The 17,660-nt window shown below is 64.9% G+C and carries 18 protein-coding genes; all 18 read right to left on the bottom strand.

Features of this window, described 5'->3' with window-relative positions; all coding sequences use genetic code 11:
* Window positions 1-9 precede the first annotated feature (9 nt).
* The 18 genes from flhA to fliF all read right to left on the bottom strand — a co-directional run bounded on the left by flhA (window position 10) and on the right by fliF (window position 17,646).
* A complete protein-coding gene (gene flhA, locus AC0Z2B_RS22785; RefSeq protein ID WP_416426073.1) occupies window positions 10-2,139 on the bottom strand; it encodes a flagellar biosynthesis protein FlhA in 2,130 nt (709 codons plus the stop codon).
* 177 nt (window positions 2,140-2,316) lie between these two features.
* Entirely contained in the window at window positions 2,317-3,453 is a 1,137-nt protein-coding gene (gene flhB, locus AC0Z2B_RS22780) for a flagellar biosynthesis protein FlhB (RefSeq protein WP_416426075.1), read from the bottom strand.
* Between the two features lies 1 nt (window position 3,454).
* Complete coding sequence (gene fliR, locus AC0Z2B_RS22775) at window positions 3,455-4,240, bottom strand: flagellar biosynthetic protein FliR (protein ID WP_416426077.1); 786 nt, start codon at window positions 4,238-4,240, stop codon at window positions 3,455-3,457.
* Window positions 4,237-4,506, bottom strand: coding sequence for a flagellar biosynthesis protein FliQ (gene fliQ, locus AC0Z2B_RS22770; RefSeq protein ID WP_027981659.1), 270 nt, complete (start codon window positions 4,504-4,506; stop codon window positions 4,237-4,239). The genes fliR and fliQ overlap by 4 nt, the downstream gene beginning before the upstream one ends.
* Before the next feature lie 21 nt (window positions 4,507-4,527).
* Complete coding sequence (gene fliP, locus AC0Z2B_RS22765) at window positions 4,528-5,280, bottom strand: flagellar type III secretion system pore protein FliP (RefSeq protein ID WP_416426079.1); 753 nt, start codon at window positions 5,278-5,280, stop codon at window positions 4,528-4,530.
* On the bottom strand, window positions 5,280-5,753 hold the full coding sequence (gene fliO, locus AC0Z2B_RS22760; protein ID WP_476299602.1) for a flagellar biosynthetic protein FliO: 474 nt from the start codon (window positions 5,751-5,753) through the stop codon (window positions 5,280-5,282). Before fliO ends, fliP begins: the two co-directional genes overlap by 1 nt.
* Window positions 5,754-6,221 carry a flagellar motor switch protein FliN gene (fliN, locus tag AC0Z2B_RS22755; RefSeq protein WP_476299600.1) on the bottom strand — a complete coding sequence of 156 codons (468 nt, stop codon included), beginning with the start codon at window positions 6,219-6,221 and terminating at the stop codon, window positions 5,754-5,756.
* A 55-nt stretch (window positions 6,222-6,276) separates the two neighbouring features.
* Entirely contained in the window at window positions 6,277-7,245 is a 969-nt protein-coding gene (fliM, locus tag AC0Z2B_RS22750) for a flagellar motor switch protein FliM (protein WP_416426082.1), read from the bottom strand.
* Window positions 7,246-7,254: 9 nt separating this feature from the next.
* Window positions 7,255-7,758 (bottom strand): flagellar basal body-associated protein FliL, encoded by a 504-nt coding sequence (fliL, locus tag AC0Z2B_RS22745; protein ID WP_416426083.1) that lies wholly within the window; start codon window positions 7,756-7,758, stop codon window positions 7,255-7,257.
* A gap of 245 nt (window positions 7,759-8,003) precedes the next feature.
* A complete protein-coding gene (locus AC0Z2B_RS22740) occupies window positions 8,004-9,464 on the bottom strand; it encodes a flagellar hook-length control protein FliK (protein WP_476299598.1) in 1,461 nt (486 codons plus the stop codon).
* 188 nt (window positions 9,465-9,652) lie between these two features.
* A complete protein-coding gene (locus tag AC0Z2B_RS22735; protein ID WP_473003983.1) occupies window positions 9,653-9,997 on the bottom strand; it encodes an Hpt domain-containing protein in 345 nt (114 codons plus the stop codon).
* 26 nt (window positions 9,998-10,023) lie between these two features.
* Entirely contained in the window at window positions 10,024-11,730 is a 1,707-nt protein-coding gene (locus tag AC0Z2B_RS22730) for a SpoIIE family protein phosphatase (RefSeq protein ID WP_416427441.1), read from the bottom strand.
* A gap of 2 nt (window positions 11,731-11,732) precedes the next feature.
* Complete coding sequence (locus AC0Z2B_RS22725) at window positions 11,733-12,038, bottom strand: STAS domain-containing protein (protein WP_416426086.1); 306 nt, start codon at window positions 12,036-12,038, stop codon at window positions 11,733-11,735.
* Window positions 12,039-12,126: 88 nt separating this feature from the next.
* The gene (fliJ, locus tag AC0Z2B_RS22720; RefSeq protein WP_416426087.1) at window positions 12,127-12,576 is read right to left on the bottom strand and encodes a flagellar export protein FliJ; all 450 of its coding nucleotides are present in this window, start codon (window positions 12,574-12,576) and stop codon (window positions 12,127-12,129) included.
* A 6-nt stretch (window positions 12,577-12,582) separates the two neighbouring features.
* Window positions 12,583-13,941 (bottom strand): flagellar protein export ATPase FliI, encoded by a 1,359-nt coding sequence (gene fliI, locus AC0Z2B_RS22715; RefSeq protein ID WP_473003986.1) that lies wholly within the window; start codon window positions 13,939-13,941, stop codon window positions 12,583-12,585.
* Window positions 13,931-14,695, bottom strand: a complete 765-nt coding sequence (fliH, locus tag AC0Z2B_RS22710; protein ID WP_416426089.1) for a flagellar assembly protein FliH — start codon at window positions 14,693-14,695, stop codon at window positions 13,931-13,933. The genes fliI and fliH overlap by 11 nt, the downstream gene beginning before the upstream one ends.
* 148 nt (window positions 14,696-14,843) lie before the next feature.
* A complete protein-coding gene (fliG, locus tag AC0Z2B_RS22705; protein ID WP_416426090.1) occupies window positions 14,844-15,863 on the bottom strand; it encodes a flagellar motor switch protein FliG in 1,020 nt (339 codons plus the stop codon).
* The gene (gene fliF, locus AC0Z2B_RS22700; RefSeq protein ID WP_416426091.1) at window positions 15,856-17,646 is read right to left on the bottom strand and encodes a flagellar basal-body MS-ring/collar protein FliF; all 1,791 of its coding nucleotides are present in this window, start codon (window positions 17,644-17,646) and stop codon (window positions 15,856-15,858) included. Before fliF ends, fliG begins: the two co-directional genes overlap by 8 nt.
* Between the last annotated feature and the right edge of the window lie 14 nt (window positions 17,647-17,660).

Genomic DNA, 17,660 nt, shown 5'->3' with positions numbered 1-17,660 from the left:
CCCACTACCTCAGCCGTTGGGCCCTACTGTCGCAACGATGGTCACTTGCTTGTTGTCAGGAATTTCCTGATACGCCAAGACATGTAAATTAGGTACTGCCAGGCGGCCGAAGCGCGAGAGCATCGCGCGGATCGGGCCCGCCACCAGGAGGATCACCGGTTGCCCGGCCATTTCCTGGCGTTGCGCCGCATCGATCAACGACCGCTGCAGCTTCTCGGCCATGCTTGGCTCCAACAGAACGCCTTCTTCCTGACCCTGACCGGCCTTCTGCAAACTATTGAGCAATATCTGTTCCAACCTTGGCTCCAGGGTGATAACAGGTAGCTCGGAGTCAAGCCCTACAATGCTTTGGACGATAGCGCGGCTCAAGCCAACCCGTACTGCCTGGACCAAAGCGGCGGTATCTTGACTCTTGACCGCGTTGTTGGCGATGGCTTCGGCGATGCTGCGGATGTCGCGCACCGGCACCTGCTCGGCCAGCAGCGCCTGCAGCACCTTGAGCAGGTTGGACAGCGACAGCACACCCGGCACCAGCTCCTCGGCCAGCTTCGGCGAGCCCTTGGCCAGCACCGACAGCAATTGCTGCACTTCCTCGTGGCCAATCAGCTCGTGGGCGTGCTTGGACAGGATCTGGTTCAAGTGCGTGGCCACCACCGTGCTGGCGTCGACCACCGTGTAACCCAGCGACTGCGCCTGGGGCCGGTTGCTCAGCTCGATCCACACCGCGTCCAGGCCGAAAGCCGGATCCTTGGCAGTGATGCCGTTGAGGGTGCCAAACACCTGGCCCGGGTTGATCGCCAGCTCGCGGTCGGGGTAGATCTCGGCCTCGGCCAGGATCACGCCCATCAACGTCAGGCGATAGGCGCTGGGCGCCAGGTCGAGGTTGTCGCGAATGTGTACGGTGGGCATCAGGAAGCCCAGGTCCTGGGACAGCTTCTTGCGCACCCCCTTGATCCGCGCCAGCAACTGGCCGCCCTGGTTGCGGTCCACCAGTGGAATCAGGCGGTAGCCCACTTCCAGGCCGATCATGTCGATGGGGGTGACGTCGTCCCAGCCCAGTTCCTTGGTGTCCTGGGAGCGGGTTGGCGATGGCAGCAGGTCCTGCTGGCGCTGTACTTCGGCGGCAGCGGCGACCTTGGCCTCGTTCTGTTTCTTCCACACAAGGTAAGCGGCGCCACCGGCCAGCATGGCCAGGAACAGGAACGACACGTGGGGCATGCCCGGCACCGCGCCCATGATGGTCATCAGGCCCGCCGACACGGCCAGCGCCTTGGGCGAGGCGAACATCTGGCGGCTGATCTGCTTGCCCATGTCCTCGGAGCCCGAGGCACGGGTCACCATGATGGCGGCAGCCGTGGACAGCAGCAGTGATGGCAACTGTGCCACTAAACCGTCACCGATGGTCAGCAGGGCGTACACCTTGCCGGCTTCGGCGAAGCTCAGGCCGTGCTGGAAGATACCGATGGCCATGCCGCCCAGCAGGTTGATGAACAGAATCAGCAGGCCGGCGATGGCGTCACCGCGGACGAACTTGCTGGCACCGTCCATGGAACCGTAGAACTCGGCCTCCTGGGCCACTTCAAGGCGGCGCAGCTTGGCCTGGGCCTGGTCGATGAGGCCGGCGTTGAGGTCGGCGTCGATGGCCATCTGTTTGCCGGGCATGGCGTCCAGGGTGAAACGCGCGCTCACCTCGGAGATACGCCCGGCGCCCTTGGTCACCACCACGAAGTTGATGATCATGAGGATGGCGAACACCACCGCACCGACCACGTAGTTGCCGCCGATCACCACTTCGCCGAAGGCCTGGATCACCTTGCCCGCGGCCTGGTGGCCGTCGTGGCCGTGCAGCATGACCACGCGGGTGGACGCCACGTTCAGCGCCAGGCGCAGCAGCGTCGCCACCAGCAGGATGGTCGGGAACACGGCGAAGTCCAGCGGCCGCAGGGCGTACACGCACACCAGCAGGACCACGATCGACAAGGCGATGTTGAAGGTGAAGAACACGTCGAGCAGGAACGGCGGGACCGGCAACATCATCATTGCCAGCATGATCAACAGCAACAGCGGCACACCCAGGCTGCCCCGGCCGAGGCCGACCAGGTTGCTGCGCGCGTTGTTGATTAACTGAGTGCGATCCACCGATAGTCCCCGTGAGCTCAAGCAAACTTTTGACGCCTGATGGCGTTGTGGGTATGCCTTTGCAAGAACCTTTCCAACTTTTGTGCAGAGCGGGAAAATCGGTGAACACCCCATCGCGACCAAGGTCGGCTCCTACAGCGTAGGAGCCGACCTTGGTCGCGATGGGCACGATGCAGATCAATTGTCGCGGCGTAGGTCCGGCGGGATCGGCAGGTCCTTGAGTGGCGTCGGGCGCTTGCCGCGGCCGGCGCGGTATTGGCGGATCTGGTAGACGTACGCCAGCACCTGGGCCACGGCCAGGTACAGGCCGGCGGGAATCTGCTGCTCAAGCTCGGTGGAGTAGTAGATGGACCGCGCCAGCGCCGGCGATTCGAGGATCTGGATGTTGTGCTCGTTGCCGATCTCGCGGATCTTCAGGGCGATGAAATCGGTGCCCTTGGCCAACAGCATCGGCGCACTGCCCTTCTCCGGGTCGTACTTGAGCGCCACGGCGTAGTGGGTCGGGTTGGTGATGATCACGTCGGCGGTGGGAATGGCCGACATCATGCGGCGCTGGGACATCTCGCGCTGCAGCTGGCGAATGCGCTGCTTGACCTCGGGGCGGCCCTCGCTGTCCTTGTGCTCGTCGCGGACTTCCTGCTTGGTCATCAGCAGTTTCTGGCGCGCCTGGTACATCTGGATCGGCACGTCCACGGCGGCAATGATCAGCAGCCCCATGGACATCCACAGCGCGTTCCACCCCACCAGCTGCACCGAGTGGATGATGGCCATTTCCAGCGGCTCGTGGGCAATGCTGAGCAGGTCGTTGCGGTCTTTGTTGAGCACGAACAGGGCCACCAGCAGCACCACGAAGAATTTCGCCAGGGCTTTGAGCAGCTCGGTCAACGCATGCATGGAGAACATGCGCTTGATGCCGTTGAGGGGGTTCATGCGACTGAATTTCGGCGCCATGCTGCCCGGCGAGAACAACCAGCCGCCCAGGGAAATGGGGGCAACGAACGAGACGATCAGCAGCACCAGCAAAATCGGCTGCACCGCGTCGATGGCCATCTTGCCCGAGGCCAGCAGCACCACGCCCATCTGGCTCTGGTCCAGCAGGGTCTCGCGGCTGATGGTGAAGTTCATGCGCATCAGCTCCATCAGCGTCTGCGCCAGATGCCCGCCGTAGGCCAGCAAGGCGCCGCAGCCGCCGATCATCACCGCCAGGGTGTTGAGTTCCTTGGAGCGTGCCACTTCCCCACGTTCGCGCGCCTCGCGCAGCTTTTTGTCCGTGGGGTCTTCTGTCTTGTCCTGACCGCTCTCGCTCTCTGCCATGTCAGCGTGCCCGTGCCAGTTCGCGCAGCCACTGCAAGGCCTCGGTGGCCATGGGCTGGTATTGGTTGAGAATGTCCGCCAGGCTCAGCCACAGGATCACCATGCCCATGACCAGCGTCAGCGGGAAGCCGATGGAGAAGATGTTCAGCTGCGGCGCCGCGCGGGTCATCACCCCGAACGCGACGTTGACCACCAGCAGCGCGGTGATGGCCGGCAGCACCAGGATCACCGCCGCAGCCAGCACCCAGCTCATGTGCATGATCAGCTCCCAGAACTGGCTCACCAGCACCCCGCCGCCCACCGGCAGCGTGGTGAAGCTTTCCACCAGCACCTCGAACACCACCAGGTGGCCGTTCATGGCCAGGAACAGCAGCGTCACCAGCATGGTGAAGAACTGCCCCACCACCGCCGTCTGCACGCCGTTGACCGGGTCGTTCATGGACGCGAAGCCCATGCCCATCTGGATGGCCAGGATCTGCCCGGCAATCAGGAAGGCCTGGAACAGCATCTGCAGGGAAAAGCCCAGCAAGGAGCCGATGATGATCTGCTCGCCCGCCAGCATCAGCCCCTGCAGGCTCAGGGAATCCACCACCGGCATGGCCGGCAGCGACGGCGCGATGACCACGGTGATGGCCATGGCCAGGTACAGGCGTATGCGCTTGGGCACCATGGTGGTACCGAACACCGGCATGGCCATCAGCATCGAGCCGACGCGAAACAGCGGCAGCATGAAGCTGGAAACCCAGGCGCCGATCTGGGCGTCGGTCAGGTGCAGGAGCGGGTTCATCCAATCACTTGCGGGATGCTGGTGTACAGGTTGGTGATGTACTCCATGAAGGTACGCACCAGCCACGGCCCGACGATGATCAGGGTGATCAGCATCACCAGCAGGCGCGGCAGGAAGCTCAGGGTCTGTTCGTTGATCTGCGTGGCCGCCTGGAACATGGCCACGATCAGGCCCACCACCAAACTGGGCACCACCAGGATGCCGACCATCATGGTGGTCAGCCACAGCGCATTGCGAAACAGGTCGACAGCCACTTCAGGGGTCATGACGGATCTCCGTGCGGGGTCTCAGACGCCGCCAAAACTGCTGGCCAGGGTGCCGATGATCAGTGCCCAGCCATCCACCAGCACGAACAGCATGATCTTGAACGGCAGCGAGATGATCAACGGCGACAGCATCATCATACCCATGGCCATGAGCACGCTGGCCACCACCAGGTCGATGATCAGGAACGGAATGAAAATCATGAAGCCGATCTGGAACGCGGTCTTCAGCTCCGAGGTGACGAACGCCGGCACCACGATGGTCAGCGGCGCCTGGTCGGGGCTGGCGATGTCGGTGCGGCGCGACAGGCGCATGAACAGGTCCAGGTCACTCTGGCGGGTTTGCGCCAGCATGAAGTCGCGCACCGGCCCCTCGGCCTTGAGCACGGCGTCCTGGGCGCTCATCTTCTCGGCCAGGTAGGGCTGCAGCGCCTGCTGGTTCACCTTGTCGAACACCGGCGCCATGATGAACATGGTCAGGAACAGCGCCATGCCCGTGAGCAACTGGTTCGACGGCGTCTGCTGCAGGCCCAGGGCCTGGCGCAGGATGGAGAAGACGATGATGATGCGGGTGAAGCTGGTCATCAGCATGACGAACGCCGGAATGAAGCTCAGCGCCGTCATGATCAGCAGAATCTGCAGGCTGACCGAGTATTCCTGCTGGCCGTTGGCGCCAGTGCCCAGGGTAATCGCCGGGATCGACAACGGGTCGGCGGCCAGCGCCATGGGCGCGGCCACCAACAGTGCCAGGGTCAACAAAAAGCGCAGCGCGCCCATCAGTGCTTATCCTTGTGGTCCTTGCCCATCAGCTCCATGAGGCGCTGGGCGAACTCCGGCGAGGCCGTCTTGGTCTTGGCTGGCACCGCAATCGGGTGTTCCAGCACATGCAGCGGGGCGATGCGGCCCGGGCTCAGGCCCAGCAGGATCTGCTCGCCCCCCACCTGCACCAGCACCAGCCGGTCCCGCGGGCCCAGGGCGCGCGAGCCCAGCAGCTCGATCACCTGGCCGCCGTTGGGGGTGGCCTGCTGCACGCGGCGCAGCACCCACGCCAGGGCGAAGATCAGGCCGATCACCAGCAGCAGGCCGAGCATCAGCTGGGTCAGCTGGCCGGCCATGCCGTTGCCCAGCGCCGAACCCACGGCGGGCACCGCAGGGGCACCGGTCGGGGTGGCAGGCGCAGCGGGCGCGCCCACCGTGGCGGCGAACGCCGGCAGCGGCAGCGCCAGCAGCAGGGTCAGCAGGCGGCCCATTCAGCGCAGCTTCTTGATGCGTTCGCTGGGGCTGATCACGTCGGTCAGGCGGATGCCGAACTTCTCGTTGACCACCACCACCTCGCCATGGGCGATCAGCGTGCCGTTGACCAGCACGTCCAGCGGCTCGCCGGCCAGGCGGTCCAGCTCGATCACCGAGCCCTGGTTGAGCTGCAGCAGGTTGCGGATGTTGATGTCGGTGGAGCCCACTTCCATGGAGATGGTCACCGGGATGTCCAGGATCACGTCCAGGTTCGGACCGTCCAGGCTGACCGGGCCGTTGTGCTTGGGCGAAGTACCGAACTCCTCCATGGCCATGCGCGAGCCGGCGCTGCCGTTGCCGGCATCGGCCGCCAGCAGTGCGTCGATGTCGCTTTGCCCGGCGTCGCCGGACTCACCCAGGGCCGCAGCCCATTCGTCGGCCAGGGCCTGGTCTTCCGGGGAAGTCATTTCGTGTTCGTCAGCCATCAGGGGTCCTCGACGGGCAATAAATTCAGGGATAACAGCTTATCGACAGCGCCAGTCAGCGACGTTCGATCGGCTCGATCACTTGCAGCGCCAGGTTGCCCTTGTGGGAACCCAGCTTGGCTTTGAAGGACGGCACGCCGTTGGCGCGCAGTACCAGTTCTTCCGGCAGCTCCACGGGGATCACGTCCCCCGGCGCCATGTGCAGGATGTCGCGCAGGCGCAGCTGGCGACGGGCAACGGTGGCACTCAGCGGCACGCTGACGTCCAGCACGTCCTCGCGCAGGGCCTTGCTCCAGCGCTCGTCCTGGTCGTCCAGGTCGGACTGGAAGCCGGCGTCGAGCATCTCGCGGATCGGCTCCACCATGGAATACGGCATGGTCACGTGCAGGTCGCCGCCACCGCCGTCCAGTTCGATGTGGAAGGTGGACACCACCACCGCCTCGCTGGGGCCGACGATGTTGGCCATGGCCGGGTTCACTTCGGAGTTGATGTACTCGAAGTTGACTTCCATGATGGCCTGCCAGGCTTCCTTCATGTCGATGAAGGCCTGGTCCAGCACCATGCGCACCACGCGCAGCTCGGTCGGCGTGAATTCACGGCCTTCGATCTTGGCGTGACGGCCGTCGCCGCCGAAGAAGTTGTCCACCAGCTTGAACACCAGCTTGGCGTCAAGGATGAACAGGCCGGTGCCGCGCAACGGCTTGACCTTCACCAGGTTGAGGCTGGTGGGCACGTACAGCGAGTGCACGTATTCGCCAAACTTCATCACCTGCACGCCGCCCACCGCCACGTCCGCCGAGCGGCGCAGCAGGTTGAACATGCTGATGCGGGTGTAGCGCGCGAAGCGCTCGTTGATCATTTCCAGGGTCGGCATGCGCCCCCGGACGATACGGTCCTGGCTGGTCAGGTCATAACTTTTGACGCTGCCTGGCTCACCCAGGCTCTCGGTCTGCACCAGCCCATCGTCGACGCCGTGCAACAGGGCGTCGATCTCATCCTGGGACAGCAGGTCTTGCACGGCCATGTCGTGTTCCTACTGCAATACGAAGTTAGTGAAAAGCAGCTGGTCGATGACCGGCTTGCCGACTTCTTTCTGGGCTACGGCCTGCACCGCCGCCGTGGCTTTCTGGCGCAGCATTTCCTCGCCCACGGGCGTGGCCAGGGTGGCGAAGTTTTCGCCGGAGAACATCATCACCAGGTTGTTGCGGATCACCGGCATGTGCACCAGCAGGGCATCCAGGTCGGCCTTGTCGCGCGCCTGCATGGTCAGGCTGACCTGCATGTAGCGGTCACGGCCGTCTTGCTTGAAGTTGACCACGAACGCCGGGGTCAGTGGTTCGTACAGGGCGGGCTGCTTGCCCGCGGGGGCTGCGGCGGCAGCCTCGGCCGGCTTGGCCTCGGCGCCCTTGTGCAGGAAGAACCAGGTAGCGCCCACGGAGCCACCGATCACCAGCAGCAGGACCACGACAAGAAGAATGATCATCTTCAGCTTGCCTTTGCCTGCCGGTTCTTTCTCTGCTGCTTCGCTCTTCGCCATGCCAATAATCCGTCACTAATCGGGGGGTTAACACTCACCTGGAGAGGGTGGAGCAAGTGTTATGCCAGATTTGTCGGGATGCTGACAAAGCGTTCGCGGGAGAGTGGGGACGCGGCCTGCGGCCGCTGCTACACGAACCCCGCGTCCGGATATCAACGCGGTCCGTAGCAGCGGCCAAAGGCCGCGTCCGGAGATAATTACGGTCCGTAGCAGCGGCCGAAGGCCGCGTCAGGGCGCCACGCAGGTCAGGCGTAATAATCGATCGCGCTGGTGCCGACGATCACCTGCTGCACCGTAGGCTCCGAGGCCAACGGCGATGCGGCGGCGACGCCGTCCAGGCTGTCGCTGCCGGCACTGCTGCGGCTGCTGCGCTGGTTCTGCTGGGCCTGGTCCTGGGAGGACTGGCGCGACTGGTCGGAGACGTTGACGTCAAGCTGGCCCATGCCCTGCTCGGCGAACATGTCCTTGAGCTTGCCCTGCTGGCTTTCCAGCGCCTCGCGCACGTGCAGGTGGGCGCTGGTGAAGGTCACCGCGGTCTGCTGGTCGGGGGTCATGTCCACGCGAATGCTCAGGCGGCCCAGCTCGGCCGGGGTCAGCTGGATGTCCGCCGACTTGAGGTTCTGGCTGGACAGGTACATGACCCGGTTGACCACGCCCTCGGTCCAGCCGTTCTGGTTCATGGCCAGTTGGGTGGTGGGCGCCTGCACGGCAGCCGGGGTGGCTGCGGCGGTCTTGGTGGCGGAGGTGTCGGTCATGGCCGCCAGGCGATTGGCGAAGTCGTCGATGCGGGTGTCGGCGGTGGCGCCCTTGACGTCTTTCAGGCCATCGTCGATCTGCGCGCTGAACGCCTTGTCGCTGACGTCGCTCTCACCGCTGCCCTTCTGCTGCACCACCATGGCCGCCAGGCCACTGGCGAAGCTCTGGTCGGTGTCGGAACCGTTGGTGGCCTGTGCGGCCGTGGTGTCCGGCTGCGCGTGGGCCGAGGTGGTGCCCTGGGCCTTGGCGTTCTGCTCCAGCGCCAGGCGCAGGGTGGGCATGTTGGCCAGCGGGTCGTCCTTGGACGGATCGAAGGTGTCGCTGTCCGTGGTGGCGGGCGTGTCCACCACCGGCGGCGCCACCTGCACCACGGCCGCCGCCTGGGTCGGGTCCGGTACCGGCGTGGGTTGCTGCGCCTGGGCCAGGGCCGGGTCGACCACGGGGGCCACGGGCGCGGCTGGCTCCGGGGTGGCGACGGTGGCTACCGGGGTAGCGGTGTCGGTGCTGGCGGCGTCGGTGACGGTGGCATCGTCGTCCTGGTCGTCGTCCTTGGCCTTGCTCTTGTCCGTGGCGTCGCTCTTGTCGGTCTTGTCGGCCTTGGTGGTGCTGGCGCTTTTATCCGACTTGTCGGCCTTGCCCGGCTGGTCCGCCTTGGCGGTTTTGTGGGCAGGCAAATTCTTGCCGCTATCGGCAACGGCCGGCTTCGCAGCGGCAGCGTCCTGGTCATGGGCAGCGCTGTTCTTCGCCTGGTTCTGCTGGGCACTGGCCTGGGTGGCAGTGGCGCTCGCCGCCTTCGCAGGCGGGTTCTGCGACTGCTTGGCGTACACCTTGGCGAAGTCGGCGGAGGTGTCCTTGGCGGGCTCCGCGGCCTTGCTCAGGCTCGCCAGGGTGCTGGCCTGGGTGCTGGCGGAACTGCCGATCTGCAAGAGGGGGTTTGACGCGACTGACATTTACAGGTCTCCGCTGCACTGAAATCGGGGGGTACAGGTGCAGGGATGTTAGCAAGAGTCGGGCCACCCGTTGACACCCCCCCCTTGACGCCGCTGCCGCCAGGCTGCGCTGGCCTGCGTGAACACTGGAAATCTCCAGCGTGGCACAGGGCCAGCGCAGCCTGACGGCAGCGGCTACAAGGGGTGGTTCAGCAGGCGAAACGCTGGCGCTCGTCGCTGTACAGGCGGCGCACGGTGGCAAATTCATGGTCGATGCGGTTGACCAGGTCTTCGATGCCGTTGAGTGGCGGATGCTTGACGCGCTCCTCCAACTGGCGGCAAAGATCCGCCAGGGCAGTGGCGCCCATGTTGCTGCTGCTGCCCTTGAAGCTGTGGGCGGCCTGCCCCAGTTGGGCGGGGTCGGTGGCCTTGTGCAGCTCGCTGAGGCGCACTTCGGAGTCGGTGAGGAAGGTGTCCAGCAGCAGCGGGTACTCCTCCTCCATGACTTCCTGCAACGCACTGAGCACGTCGTAGTCCAGATGTTGATGTGACACTTGTTCGCTCCTTGATCAAGCCGGGATTATGCCAGAGCCCCCCAGGAAAATTCCACGCAGGCACTTCGACCGTCTTCCGACCATTGGGCACTGTGGCTCAGTTGCCGGATCAGTTTCAGGCCCCGTCCGGAAAGGCCTTTTTCCTCGGCGGGGCGCGCCATGACCTGGCGCGGGTCGAAGCCATGGCCGCTGTCCTCGACATCGATGATCAGGCGGCCGCCGTTGCCTTCCGGGGTGACCAGGAAGTGCAGGCGCACGTAACCGTCCTTGAGTTGGCTGAGACGAGTATTGCGCTGCTCGTAATATTGCGCAAATCCTTCGGCATCGCGCTTGAGGCTGGAATCGAGCCCCAGCACGCCATGCTCCAGGGCATTGGAGTAGAGCTCCGAGAGCACGCTGTACAGCGCACCGCTCTGGGCCCGCAGGCCGTGGATTTCCTGCAGCAGTTGCAGCAGGTAGGGCAAGGGGTTGAAGCGCTTGAGGGTGTCGGCGCGCAGTTCCAGGCTCATGGACCAGTTCAGCGGGCTGGACGCGCCGCTGTCGGAGTACACGGTGGCCGGCGGCACCAGGGTGTCGGGTTCCACCATGGTGACCTGGACCATGCTCACGTCATCGCGCGACTCACCGCGGAACGCCTTGAGCGCGGCCTGGATATCCTCGAACAGCAGGTCGGGGTCCTTGTTCAGCTCGAACACCCGCTGCAGGCGCTCCAGGCCGAACAGCTGGTCATCGCTGTTGGCGGTGTCGATGACACCGTCGGACATCAGGAACAGCCGGTCACCGGGCTGCAGGGCGAAGGTCTCGGTCTTCTCCTGGAAGGTCGCCCGCGACAGCACCCCCAGCGGCAGGTGGCGCGAGCGCAGCGGCACGTGCTCGCCGGTGTCCAGGCGGTGCAGGTAACCGTCGGGCATGCCGCCGTTCCACACCTCGACAATGCGCCGCTGGAAATTCAGGTTGAGCAGGGTCGCGCAGCAGAACATGTCCACCGGCAGGATGCGCTTGAGCTTGGCGTTCATCTCCCGGAGGATTTCCGGCAACCCGTAGCCCTTGGCGGTCATGCCATAGAAGACTTCCGCCAGGGGCATGGCGCCCACCGCCGCCGGCAAGCCGTGGCCGGTGAAGTCGCCCAGCAGCAGGTGCATGCCGCCCGACGGCGTGAACGAGGCCAGCAGCAGGTCGCCGTTGAACAGCGCGTAAGGGGACTGCATGTAGCGGATATTGGGCGAGCTGAGGCAGCCGGAGTGGGCCACCTGGTCGAACACCGCCTTGGCCACGCGCTGCTCGTTGAGCAGGTAGCCGTGGTGGCGGGTGATCTGGTCGCGCTGCTCCAGCACCGTGGCCTGCAGGCGGCGCATGCGGTCCATGGCCTTGATCTTGGCGGCCAGGATCACCTGGTTGTAGGGCTTCGCCAGAAAATCGTCACCGCCCGCCTCCAGGCAGCGCACCAGCGCTTCCTCTTCGGTCAGGGAGGTGAGGAAGATAATCGGCACCAGCGCCTCGCCGGCCAGCTCCTTGATCTGCCGGGCGGCCTCGAAGCCATCCACCACCGGCATCATCGCGTCCAGCAGCACCAGCTGCGGGCGGCGCTGGGCGAACACTTCGACCGCTTCCTGGCCATCGCTGGCGGTCAACACGCGATGGCCCTGACGCCGTACGATGCTGGAGAGCAACATGCGATCAGTCATGTTGTCGTCGGCAATCAGTACGGTCAGTGGTTCACTGGCCGCGAGCATGCTCATTCGATCTCGAACAGTTTGTCGAAGTTGGAAATCGCGAGGATTTTCTTCACGTCCGGCTGGCTGTTGATCAGCCGTACCTTGGCGTGGTCGCCGCCGGCGTGGTCGCGCAGCAGCAGCAACATGCCCAGCGCCGAGCTATCCAGGTACGTGGTGTCCTTGAGATCGATGCGGTAGGCGGTTGGCTTGGTGTTGACCCGCTCGTAGGCGTTGCGGAAGTCCTGGTGGGAGCCGAAGTCAAAGCGTCCCTTGATGCTGATGGTCAGCTCTTTGCCATCACCAGATTGATTAGCTTCTACGGCCATGTACAAAATTCCTTTAAATTAGCCAGCTCCGTACAAGGTTTAGCACCACGCACGGACCCCGGCAACCTGCCCCTTGACAAATAATTGGCTAGAAGCTGCCCTGACGCGGCAAACGCTGGGACAACTCGTCCAGCAGCTTCTGCTCGCGGCGGTCTTCCAGCTGGCGTGCCTCGTCAATATAACGTTGTACCAGCTTGCGCAGGCCCTCGACCCGGGCGTAGGCCTGTTGCCAGGTGCCCCGGGCGTTCTCCAGGTTCTTCTGGTGCCAGGCCAGGCTCTGCTTCTGTTGGGCAACGGCGGTTTCCAATTGGTTCAAAAACCGCTGGTAGTTCATCAGCCACTGGCCCGACACGCCCTTGCTGCCGTAGGTATGCCACTGCGCCTGGTAGTCCTCGCGGTAGCGGTCAAGCTCGGCCAGCTTGGTTTCCGACAGGCGTACCTGGCCCTGGAAGTGGCCCAGGCGCTGGGCAGCCGTGCGCTCGGCCTTCTCGGCCATGTCGACCACCGGGGCCAGGCGTGCTGCGCGACTGATGGCCATGGCTTATCAGCTCGGCGCGACGGGCTTGAACACGGCCGCCAGGCGCTCGCTGCTGGCTTCCAGGCTCTCGTTGTCGTCCAGGCCCTGGCGCAGGTAGCGCACCAACGTGGGGTGCAGGTTGATGGCCAGGTCAGTCTCGCGGTCGCCGCCGGGCACGTAGGCGCCCACGCTGATCAGGTCGCGGCTCTGCTGGTAGCGCGACCACAGCTGCTTGAAGTGTTGGGCCTGGCCCATGTGCTGGGGGCTGACCACGCTGGGCATGACCCGGCTGATGGACGCCTCGATGTCGATGGCCGGGTAGTGCCCCTCCTCCGCCAGGCGCCGGGACAGCACGATGTGGCCGTCGAGCACGCCCCGCGCCGAGTCGGCGATGGGGTCCTGCTGGTCGTCACCCTCGGACAGCACGGTGTAGAAGGCGGTGATGGAGCCGCCCCCGGCCTCGGCGTTGCCGGCGCGCTCCACCAGCTTGGGCAGCTTGGCGAACACCGATGGCGGGTAGCCCTTGGTGGCCGGCGGCTCGCCGATGGCCAAGGCAATTTCCCGCTGGGCCTGGGCGAAACGGGTCAGGGAGTCCATCAGCAACAGGACGTTCTTGCCCTTGTCGCGGAAATATTCGGCGATGCGCGTGCAGTACATCGCGGCGCGCAGGCGCATCAGCGGCGCTTCGTCGGCGGGTGAAGCCACCACCACCGAGCGCTTGAGCCCTTCTTCGCCGAGGATGTGCTCGATGAATTCCTTCACCTCGCGGCCCCGCTCACCAATCAGCCCTACCACGATGATGTCGGCCTCGGTGAAGCGGGTCATCATGCCCAGCAGCACGCTCTTGCCCACGCCGGTACCGGCGAACAGGCCCAGGCGCTGGCCGCGGCCTACCGTCAGCAAACCGTTGATGCTGCGAATGCCCACGTCCAGCGGCTGGCTGATGGGGTCACGCTTGAGCGGGTTGATGGTCGGGCCGTCCATGGGCACCCAGTCCTCGGCCTTCATACCGCCCTTGCCGTCCAGCGCGCGGCCGGCACCGTCAAGAATCCGTCCCAGCATGCTCATGCCCATGGGCAGGCGGCCGGTGTCGGCCAGCGGCACCACGCGGGCACCGGGGGCGATGCCGGCGACACTGCCCACCGGCATCAGGAACACCTTGGTGCCGGAGAAGCCCATGACCTCGGCTTCCACCTGCACCGGGTGGTGGCTGTCGTCGTTGATCACCACGCAGCGGCTGCCCATGGCAGCGCGCAGGCCTTCGGCTTCCAGCGTCAGGCCGACCATGCGCAGCAGGCGCCCTTCCAGCACCGGCTGGGCCGGCAGGCTGATGGTGGGCGCGTAGCCGCCCAGGCGCTTGGCGAAGCTGGTGCGGTCAAGGCGCATCGGGGCCTTCCAGGTCGACGCTGACGTCGGCTTCGGCGGGGTGCAGGGCCTGTTCGTGCAACTGGTCGAACAGCTGCGCGATGGCCTGGGTAATGCGGGTTTCCATGCTGGCGTCGATGCGGCTGTGCTCGGACTCTACCCGGCAACCGCCGGGCAGCAGTGCCTCGTCCTCGAGGATGCGCCAGCTTTCCTCATGGCGCTCACGCAGGGCCTTGACCTGCTCGAAGTCCTGCGGGTTGACGAAGATACGCACGTTGCCGGCGCCCATGGGCAGCAACTTCAGCGATTCGCGCAGCACGTGCTCGATCTGGCTGGAGTCGGTCTTGAGTTCGCGCTGGATCACCTGGCGGGTGATGTGCGCCACCAGTTCCACCAGGGACTTTTCGATCTGGCTGTCCTGCTCGGCGATGGGCGCCATCAGGTGGCCCATCAGCTGTTCCAGGCTTTGCAGCTTGGCGGCCAGGGCCACTTCGGCCTCCTGGCGCACCTTGAGGGTGGTGCTGTGGAAACCTTCTTTCTCGCCCGTGGCGAAGCCTTCGTTGTAGGCCTCCTGGCGGATGCTCTCGAGCTCTTCCAGGGTCAGCGGCTGGACTTCTTCCAGCGGCACTTCCTCGATTTCCTCGACGATCGGCTCGGGTTCGGGTTCAGGCTCGGGCACTTCGGGGTCGAAGCTGGGAATGGCCCACAGGTCGACGCCTTGCAGGTCTTCGGCGCGGATCAGGTCACTGGGGTGTTGTTCAGAGGGGCGGGACATGAATTATTCCTGATGGCGCCAGAATGCAATGCACAAAAAAGAGCCGCCTTGTAGCCGCTGCCGCCAGGCTGCGCCGGCCCTCACGTACACTGTAAATCTGCAGTGCAAATCAGGGCCAGCGCAGCCTGGCGGCAGCGGCTACAGGGGGTTAGATCATTTCCTCGCCGCCCTTGCCACCCAGCACGATCTCGCCGGCTTCGGCCATGCGGCGGGCAATGGTGAGGATTTCCTTCTGCGCCGTTTCCACGTCGCTGACCCGTACCGGCCCCTTGGCTTCCAGGTCGTCGCGCAGCAGTTCGGCGGCACGCTTGGACATGTTCTTGAAGATCTTCTCCTTGACGTTCTCGTCCGAGCCCTTGAGGGCCAGCACCAGCACGTCGGAGGACACTTCGCGCAGCAGCGCCTGGATGCCGCGGTCGTCCACGTCGGCCAGGTTGTTGAACACGAACATGAGGTCTTCGATCTGGCTGGACAGGTCTTCGTCGACTTCGCGGATCGAGTCCATCAACGCGCCTTCCACCGAACTGTCGAGGAAGTTCATGATGTCCGCCGCCCGCTTGATACCACCCAAGGTAGTACGCGCCGCGTTGGAGTTGCCCGAGAACTGCTTCTCCAGGATCAGGTTCAGCTCTTTCAGCGCCGCCGGTTGCACGGTGTTCAACGACGAGACGCGCAGGATGATGTCCAGGCGTACCTTGTGGTCGAAATGGCCCAGCACCTCGCCCGCCTGATCAGCGTCCAGGTACGCCACCACAATGGCCTGGATCTGCGGGTGCTCGTAGCGGATCACGTCGGCCACGGCGCGCGGCTCCATCCACTTCAGGCTGTCCAGGCCGCTGGTGTTGCCACCCAGCAGGATGCGGTCGATCAGGCCGTTGGCCTTGTCCTCGCCCAGGGCCGAGGTCAGCATCTTGCGGATGTAGGTGTCCGAACCCACGCCCAGGCTGGTCTGGTCGCCGACGATGTCGACGAACTCGCTCATCACCTGCTCGACCTGCTCGCGGTGCACGTTGCGCATCTGCGCCATGGCCACGCCAACTTTCTGGACTTCCTTGGGGCCCATGTGCCGCAGCACCTGGGCAGCATCGGTCTCGCCCAGGGACAGCAGGAGGATGGCCGCCTTGTCGACTTTGGTCAGTTTGGCGGCAAGCGCTTGATTGTTACTCATCGGCGTTAATCCACTCTTTCACGACCTGGGCGACGCGGCCCGGGTCTTCGGCCACCAGACTCTTGATTGCGTTCAACTGAGCGTCATATCCCTCGCTCGGGCTTGGCAGCAGAATACTCTGCGGCCCGCCCAGGGTGACGCGGTCGTTGGCCAGCTCGCCATCCAGACCGCCCATGCCACCCAGTTCCACGTCGCCGCCGGCGCCGACCAGACCTTTGCCCTTGCCACCACCGGTGATGTTGTTGAGCACCGGGCGCAGCACGCCAAACACCAGCACCAGGATAAACAGCACGCCCAGTACCTGCTTGACCACTTCCCAGAACCAGGGCTGCTGGTAGAAGGACACTTCCGGCACCACTTCGCCACGGTCGGCGGAGAACGGTGCGTTGATCACGGTCACGCTGTCACCACGGCTGGCGTCGAAGCCCACGGCGTCCTGCACCAGGCGGGTGAAGCGGCCCAGGTCGTCGGCACTCCACGGGGTGTGGGTGACTTCGCCCTTGGCGTCAGTCTTGACCTGGTCGTCGACCACCACCGCCACCGACAGGCGCGTCAGGCGACCCTGCTGCTGCTTCGTGTGGCTGATGGAACGGTCCAGCTCGAAGTTCTTGGTCGACTGGTTGCGCTTGTCGGCCGGGTACGGCGCCAGCATCGGCTGGCCGGTGGCCGGGTCCATGATCTGCTGGCCGTTGGCGTCCAGCAGCGGCTGGCCTGGCGGGATCGCCGCCGGCGCGGCCGGTGCGGCGGCACCACCGGTTTTCTGCGGGGCGCTGGCCGGGGTCGGCGGCTGGTTGCTCAGGGCGCCGGGCACGCCGGACGGGCCGCTGCCGCTGGAGCGCTGCTCGGTCACCGACTGCTCGCTGCGCAGGGCCGGCTGGTCGGGGTTGAACTGCTCGCTGGTGGACTCGACGGCGCTGAAGTCGACATTGGCCGACACCTCGGCCTTGTAGCGGTCGTTGCCCAGCACCGGTTCCAGGATGTTGTGCACACGCTGGGTGAGCATGCTTTCCATTTTGCGGCTGTAGTCGAACTGCTTGCCGGCCATGGTCAGCTCGGAGTCCTGCAGCTGTTCGGACAGCAGGTTGCCCTTCTGGTCGACCACGGCAACGCCGGACTTGTCCATTTCAGGCACGCTGGTGGCTACCAGGTTGACGATGGCCAGCACCTGGCCTGCGTCCAGGGTGCGGCCCGGGTACAGTTCCACCAGCACCGAGGCGGTAGGCTTGCGGTCGTCACGCACGAACACCGAGCTTTTCGGAATGGCCAGGTGCACGCGGGCACCCTTGACGTTGTTCAGGCTCGAGATGGTGCGGGCCAGCTCGCCTTCCAGGCCCTGGCGGTAACGGGCGGTCTCCATGAACTGGCTGGTGCCCAGCGCCTGTTCCTTGTCCATGATCTCGTAGCCGACGTTGCCGTCGCTCGGCGCCACGCCCGCGGCAGCCAGCTTCATGCGCGCACGGCCGACGTCGTCGGCCTTGACCAGCAGCGCGCCGGAGTTGGGCTCCACGGTGTAGGGAATGTCCGCCGCGTTGAGGGTTTCCATCACCTGCTTGGTGTCCATGCCGGCCAGGCTGCCGTACAACGGACGGTAATCGGGCTGCTGCGACCACAGCACCACGGCAAAACCAATCGCCACGCTGGCAGCCAGGCCGACCAACAGGCCCACCTGACGCAACATGGTCATCTTGGAAATATTTTCCAGGAAGGACAGGCCAAACAGCGGCGGCTTGCCGCCGGCTGCGCCGTTCTTGGCTGGTACGTTATCCACGACTGCGTCTGCCATGTCTCAATCTCGCC

It is taken from the genome of Pseudomonas sp. GYB4201, from assembly GCF_056312595.1.
This window is presented reverse-complemented; position numbering and strand designations above follow the sequence as displayed.

What these genes read in the sequence shown, in the direction of transcription:
- AC0Z2B_RS22730 (WP_416427441.1), bottom strand. Translation starts at nt 11,730, where the DNA reads ATGCTCGCGGCCAGTGAACCACTGACCGTACTGATTGCCGACGACAAC.
- fliF (WP_416426091.1), bottom strand. Translation starts at nt 17,646, where the DNA reads ATGGCAGACGCAGTCGTGGATAACGTACCAGCCAAGAACGGCGCAGCC.
- fliR (WP_416426077.1), bottom strand. Translation starts at nt 4,240, where the DNA reads ATGAACCCGCTCCTGCACCTGACCGACGCCCAGATCGGCGCCTGGGTT.
- fliM (WP_416426082.1), bottom strand. Translation starts at nt 7,245, where the DNA reads ATGGCCGTGCAAGACCTGCTGTCCCAGGATGAGATCGACGCCCTGTTG.
- fliL (WP_416426083.1), bottom strand. Translation starts at nt 7,758, where the DNA reads ATGGCGAAGAGCGAAGCAGCAGAGAAAGAACCGGCAGGCAAAGGCAAG.
- fliQ (WP_027981659.1), bottom strand. Translation starts at nt 4,506, where the DNA reads ATGACCCCTGAAGTGGCTGTCGACCTGTTTCGCAATGCGCTGTGGCTG.
- fliP (WP_416426079.1), bottom strand. Translation starts at nt 5,280, where the DNA reads ATGGGCGCGCTGCGCTTTTTGTTGACCCTGGCACTGTTGGTGGCCGCG.
- fliO (WP_476299602.1), bottom strand. Translation starts at nt 5,753, where the DNA reads ATGGGCCGCCTGCTGACCCTGCTGCTGGCGCTGCCGCTGCCGGCGTTC.
- fliH (WP_416426089.1), bottom strand. Translation starts at nt 14,695, where the DNA reads ATGTCCCGCCCCTCTGAACAACACCCCAGTGACCTGATCCGCGCCGAA.
- AC0Z2B_RS22725 (WP_416426086.1), bottom strand. Translation starts at nt 12,038, where the DNA reads ATGGCCGTAGAAGCTAATCAATCTGGTGATGGCAAAGAGCTGACCATC.
- fliN (WP_476299600.1), bottom strand. Translation starts at nt 6,221, where the DNA reads ATGGCTGACGAACACGAAATGACTTCCCCGGAAGACCAGGCCCTGGCC.
- AC0Z2B_RS22740 (WP_476299598.1), bottom strand. Translation starts at nt 9,464, where the DNA reads ATGTCAGTCGCGTCAAACCCCCTCTTGCAGATCGGCAGTTCCGCCAGC.
- fliG (WP_416426090.1), bottom strand. Translation starts at nt 15,863, where the DNA reads ATGAGTAACAATCAAGCGCTTGCCGCCAAACTGACCAAAGTCGACAAG.
- fliJ (WP_416426087.1), bottom strand. Translation starts at nt 12,576, where the DNA reads ATGGCCATCAGTCGCGCAGCACGCCTGGCCCCGGTGGTCGACATGGCC.
- fliI (WP_473003986.1), bottom strand. Translation starts at nt 13,941, where the DNA reads ATGCGCCTTGACCGCACCAGCTTCGCCAAGCGCCTGGGCGGCTACGCG.
- flhB (WP_416426075.1), bottom strand. Translation starts at nt 3,453, where the DNA reads ATGGCAGAGAGCGAGAGCGGTCAGGACAAGACAGAAGACCCCACGGAC.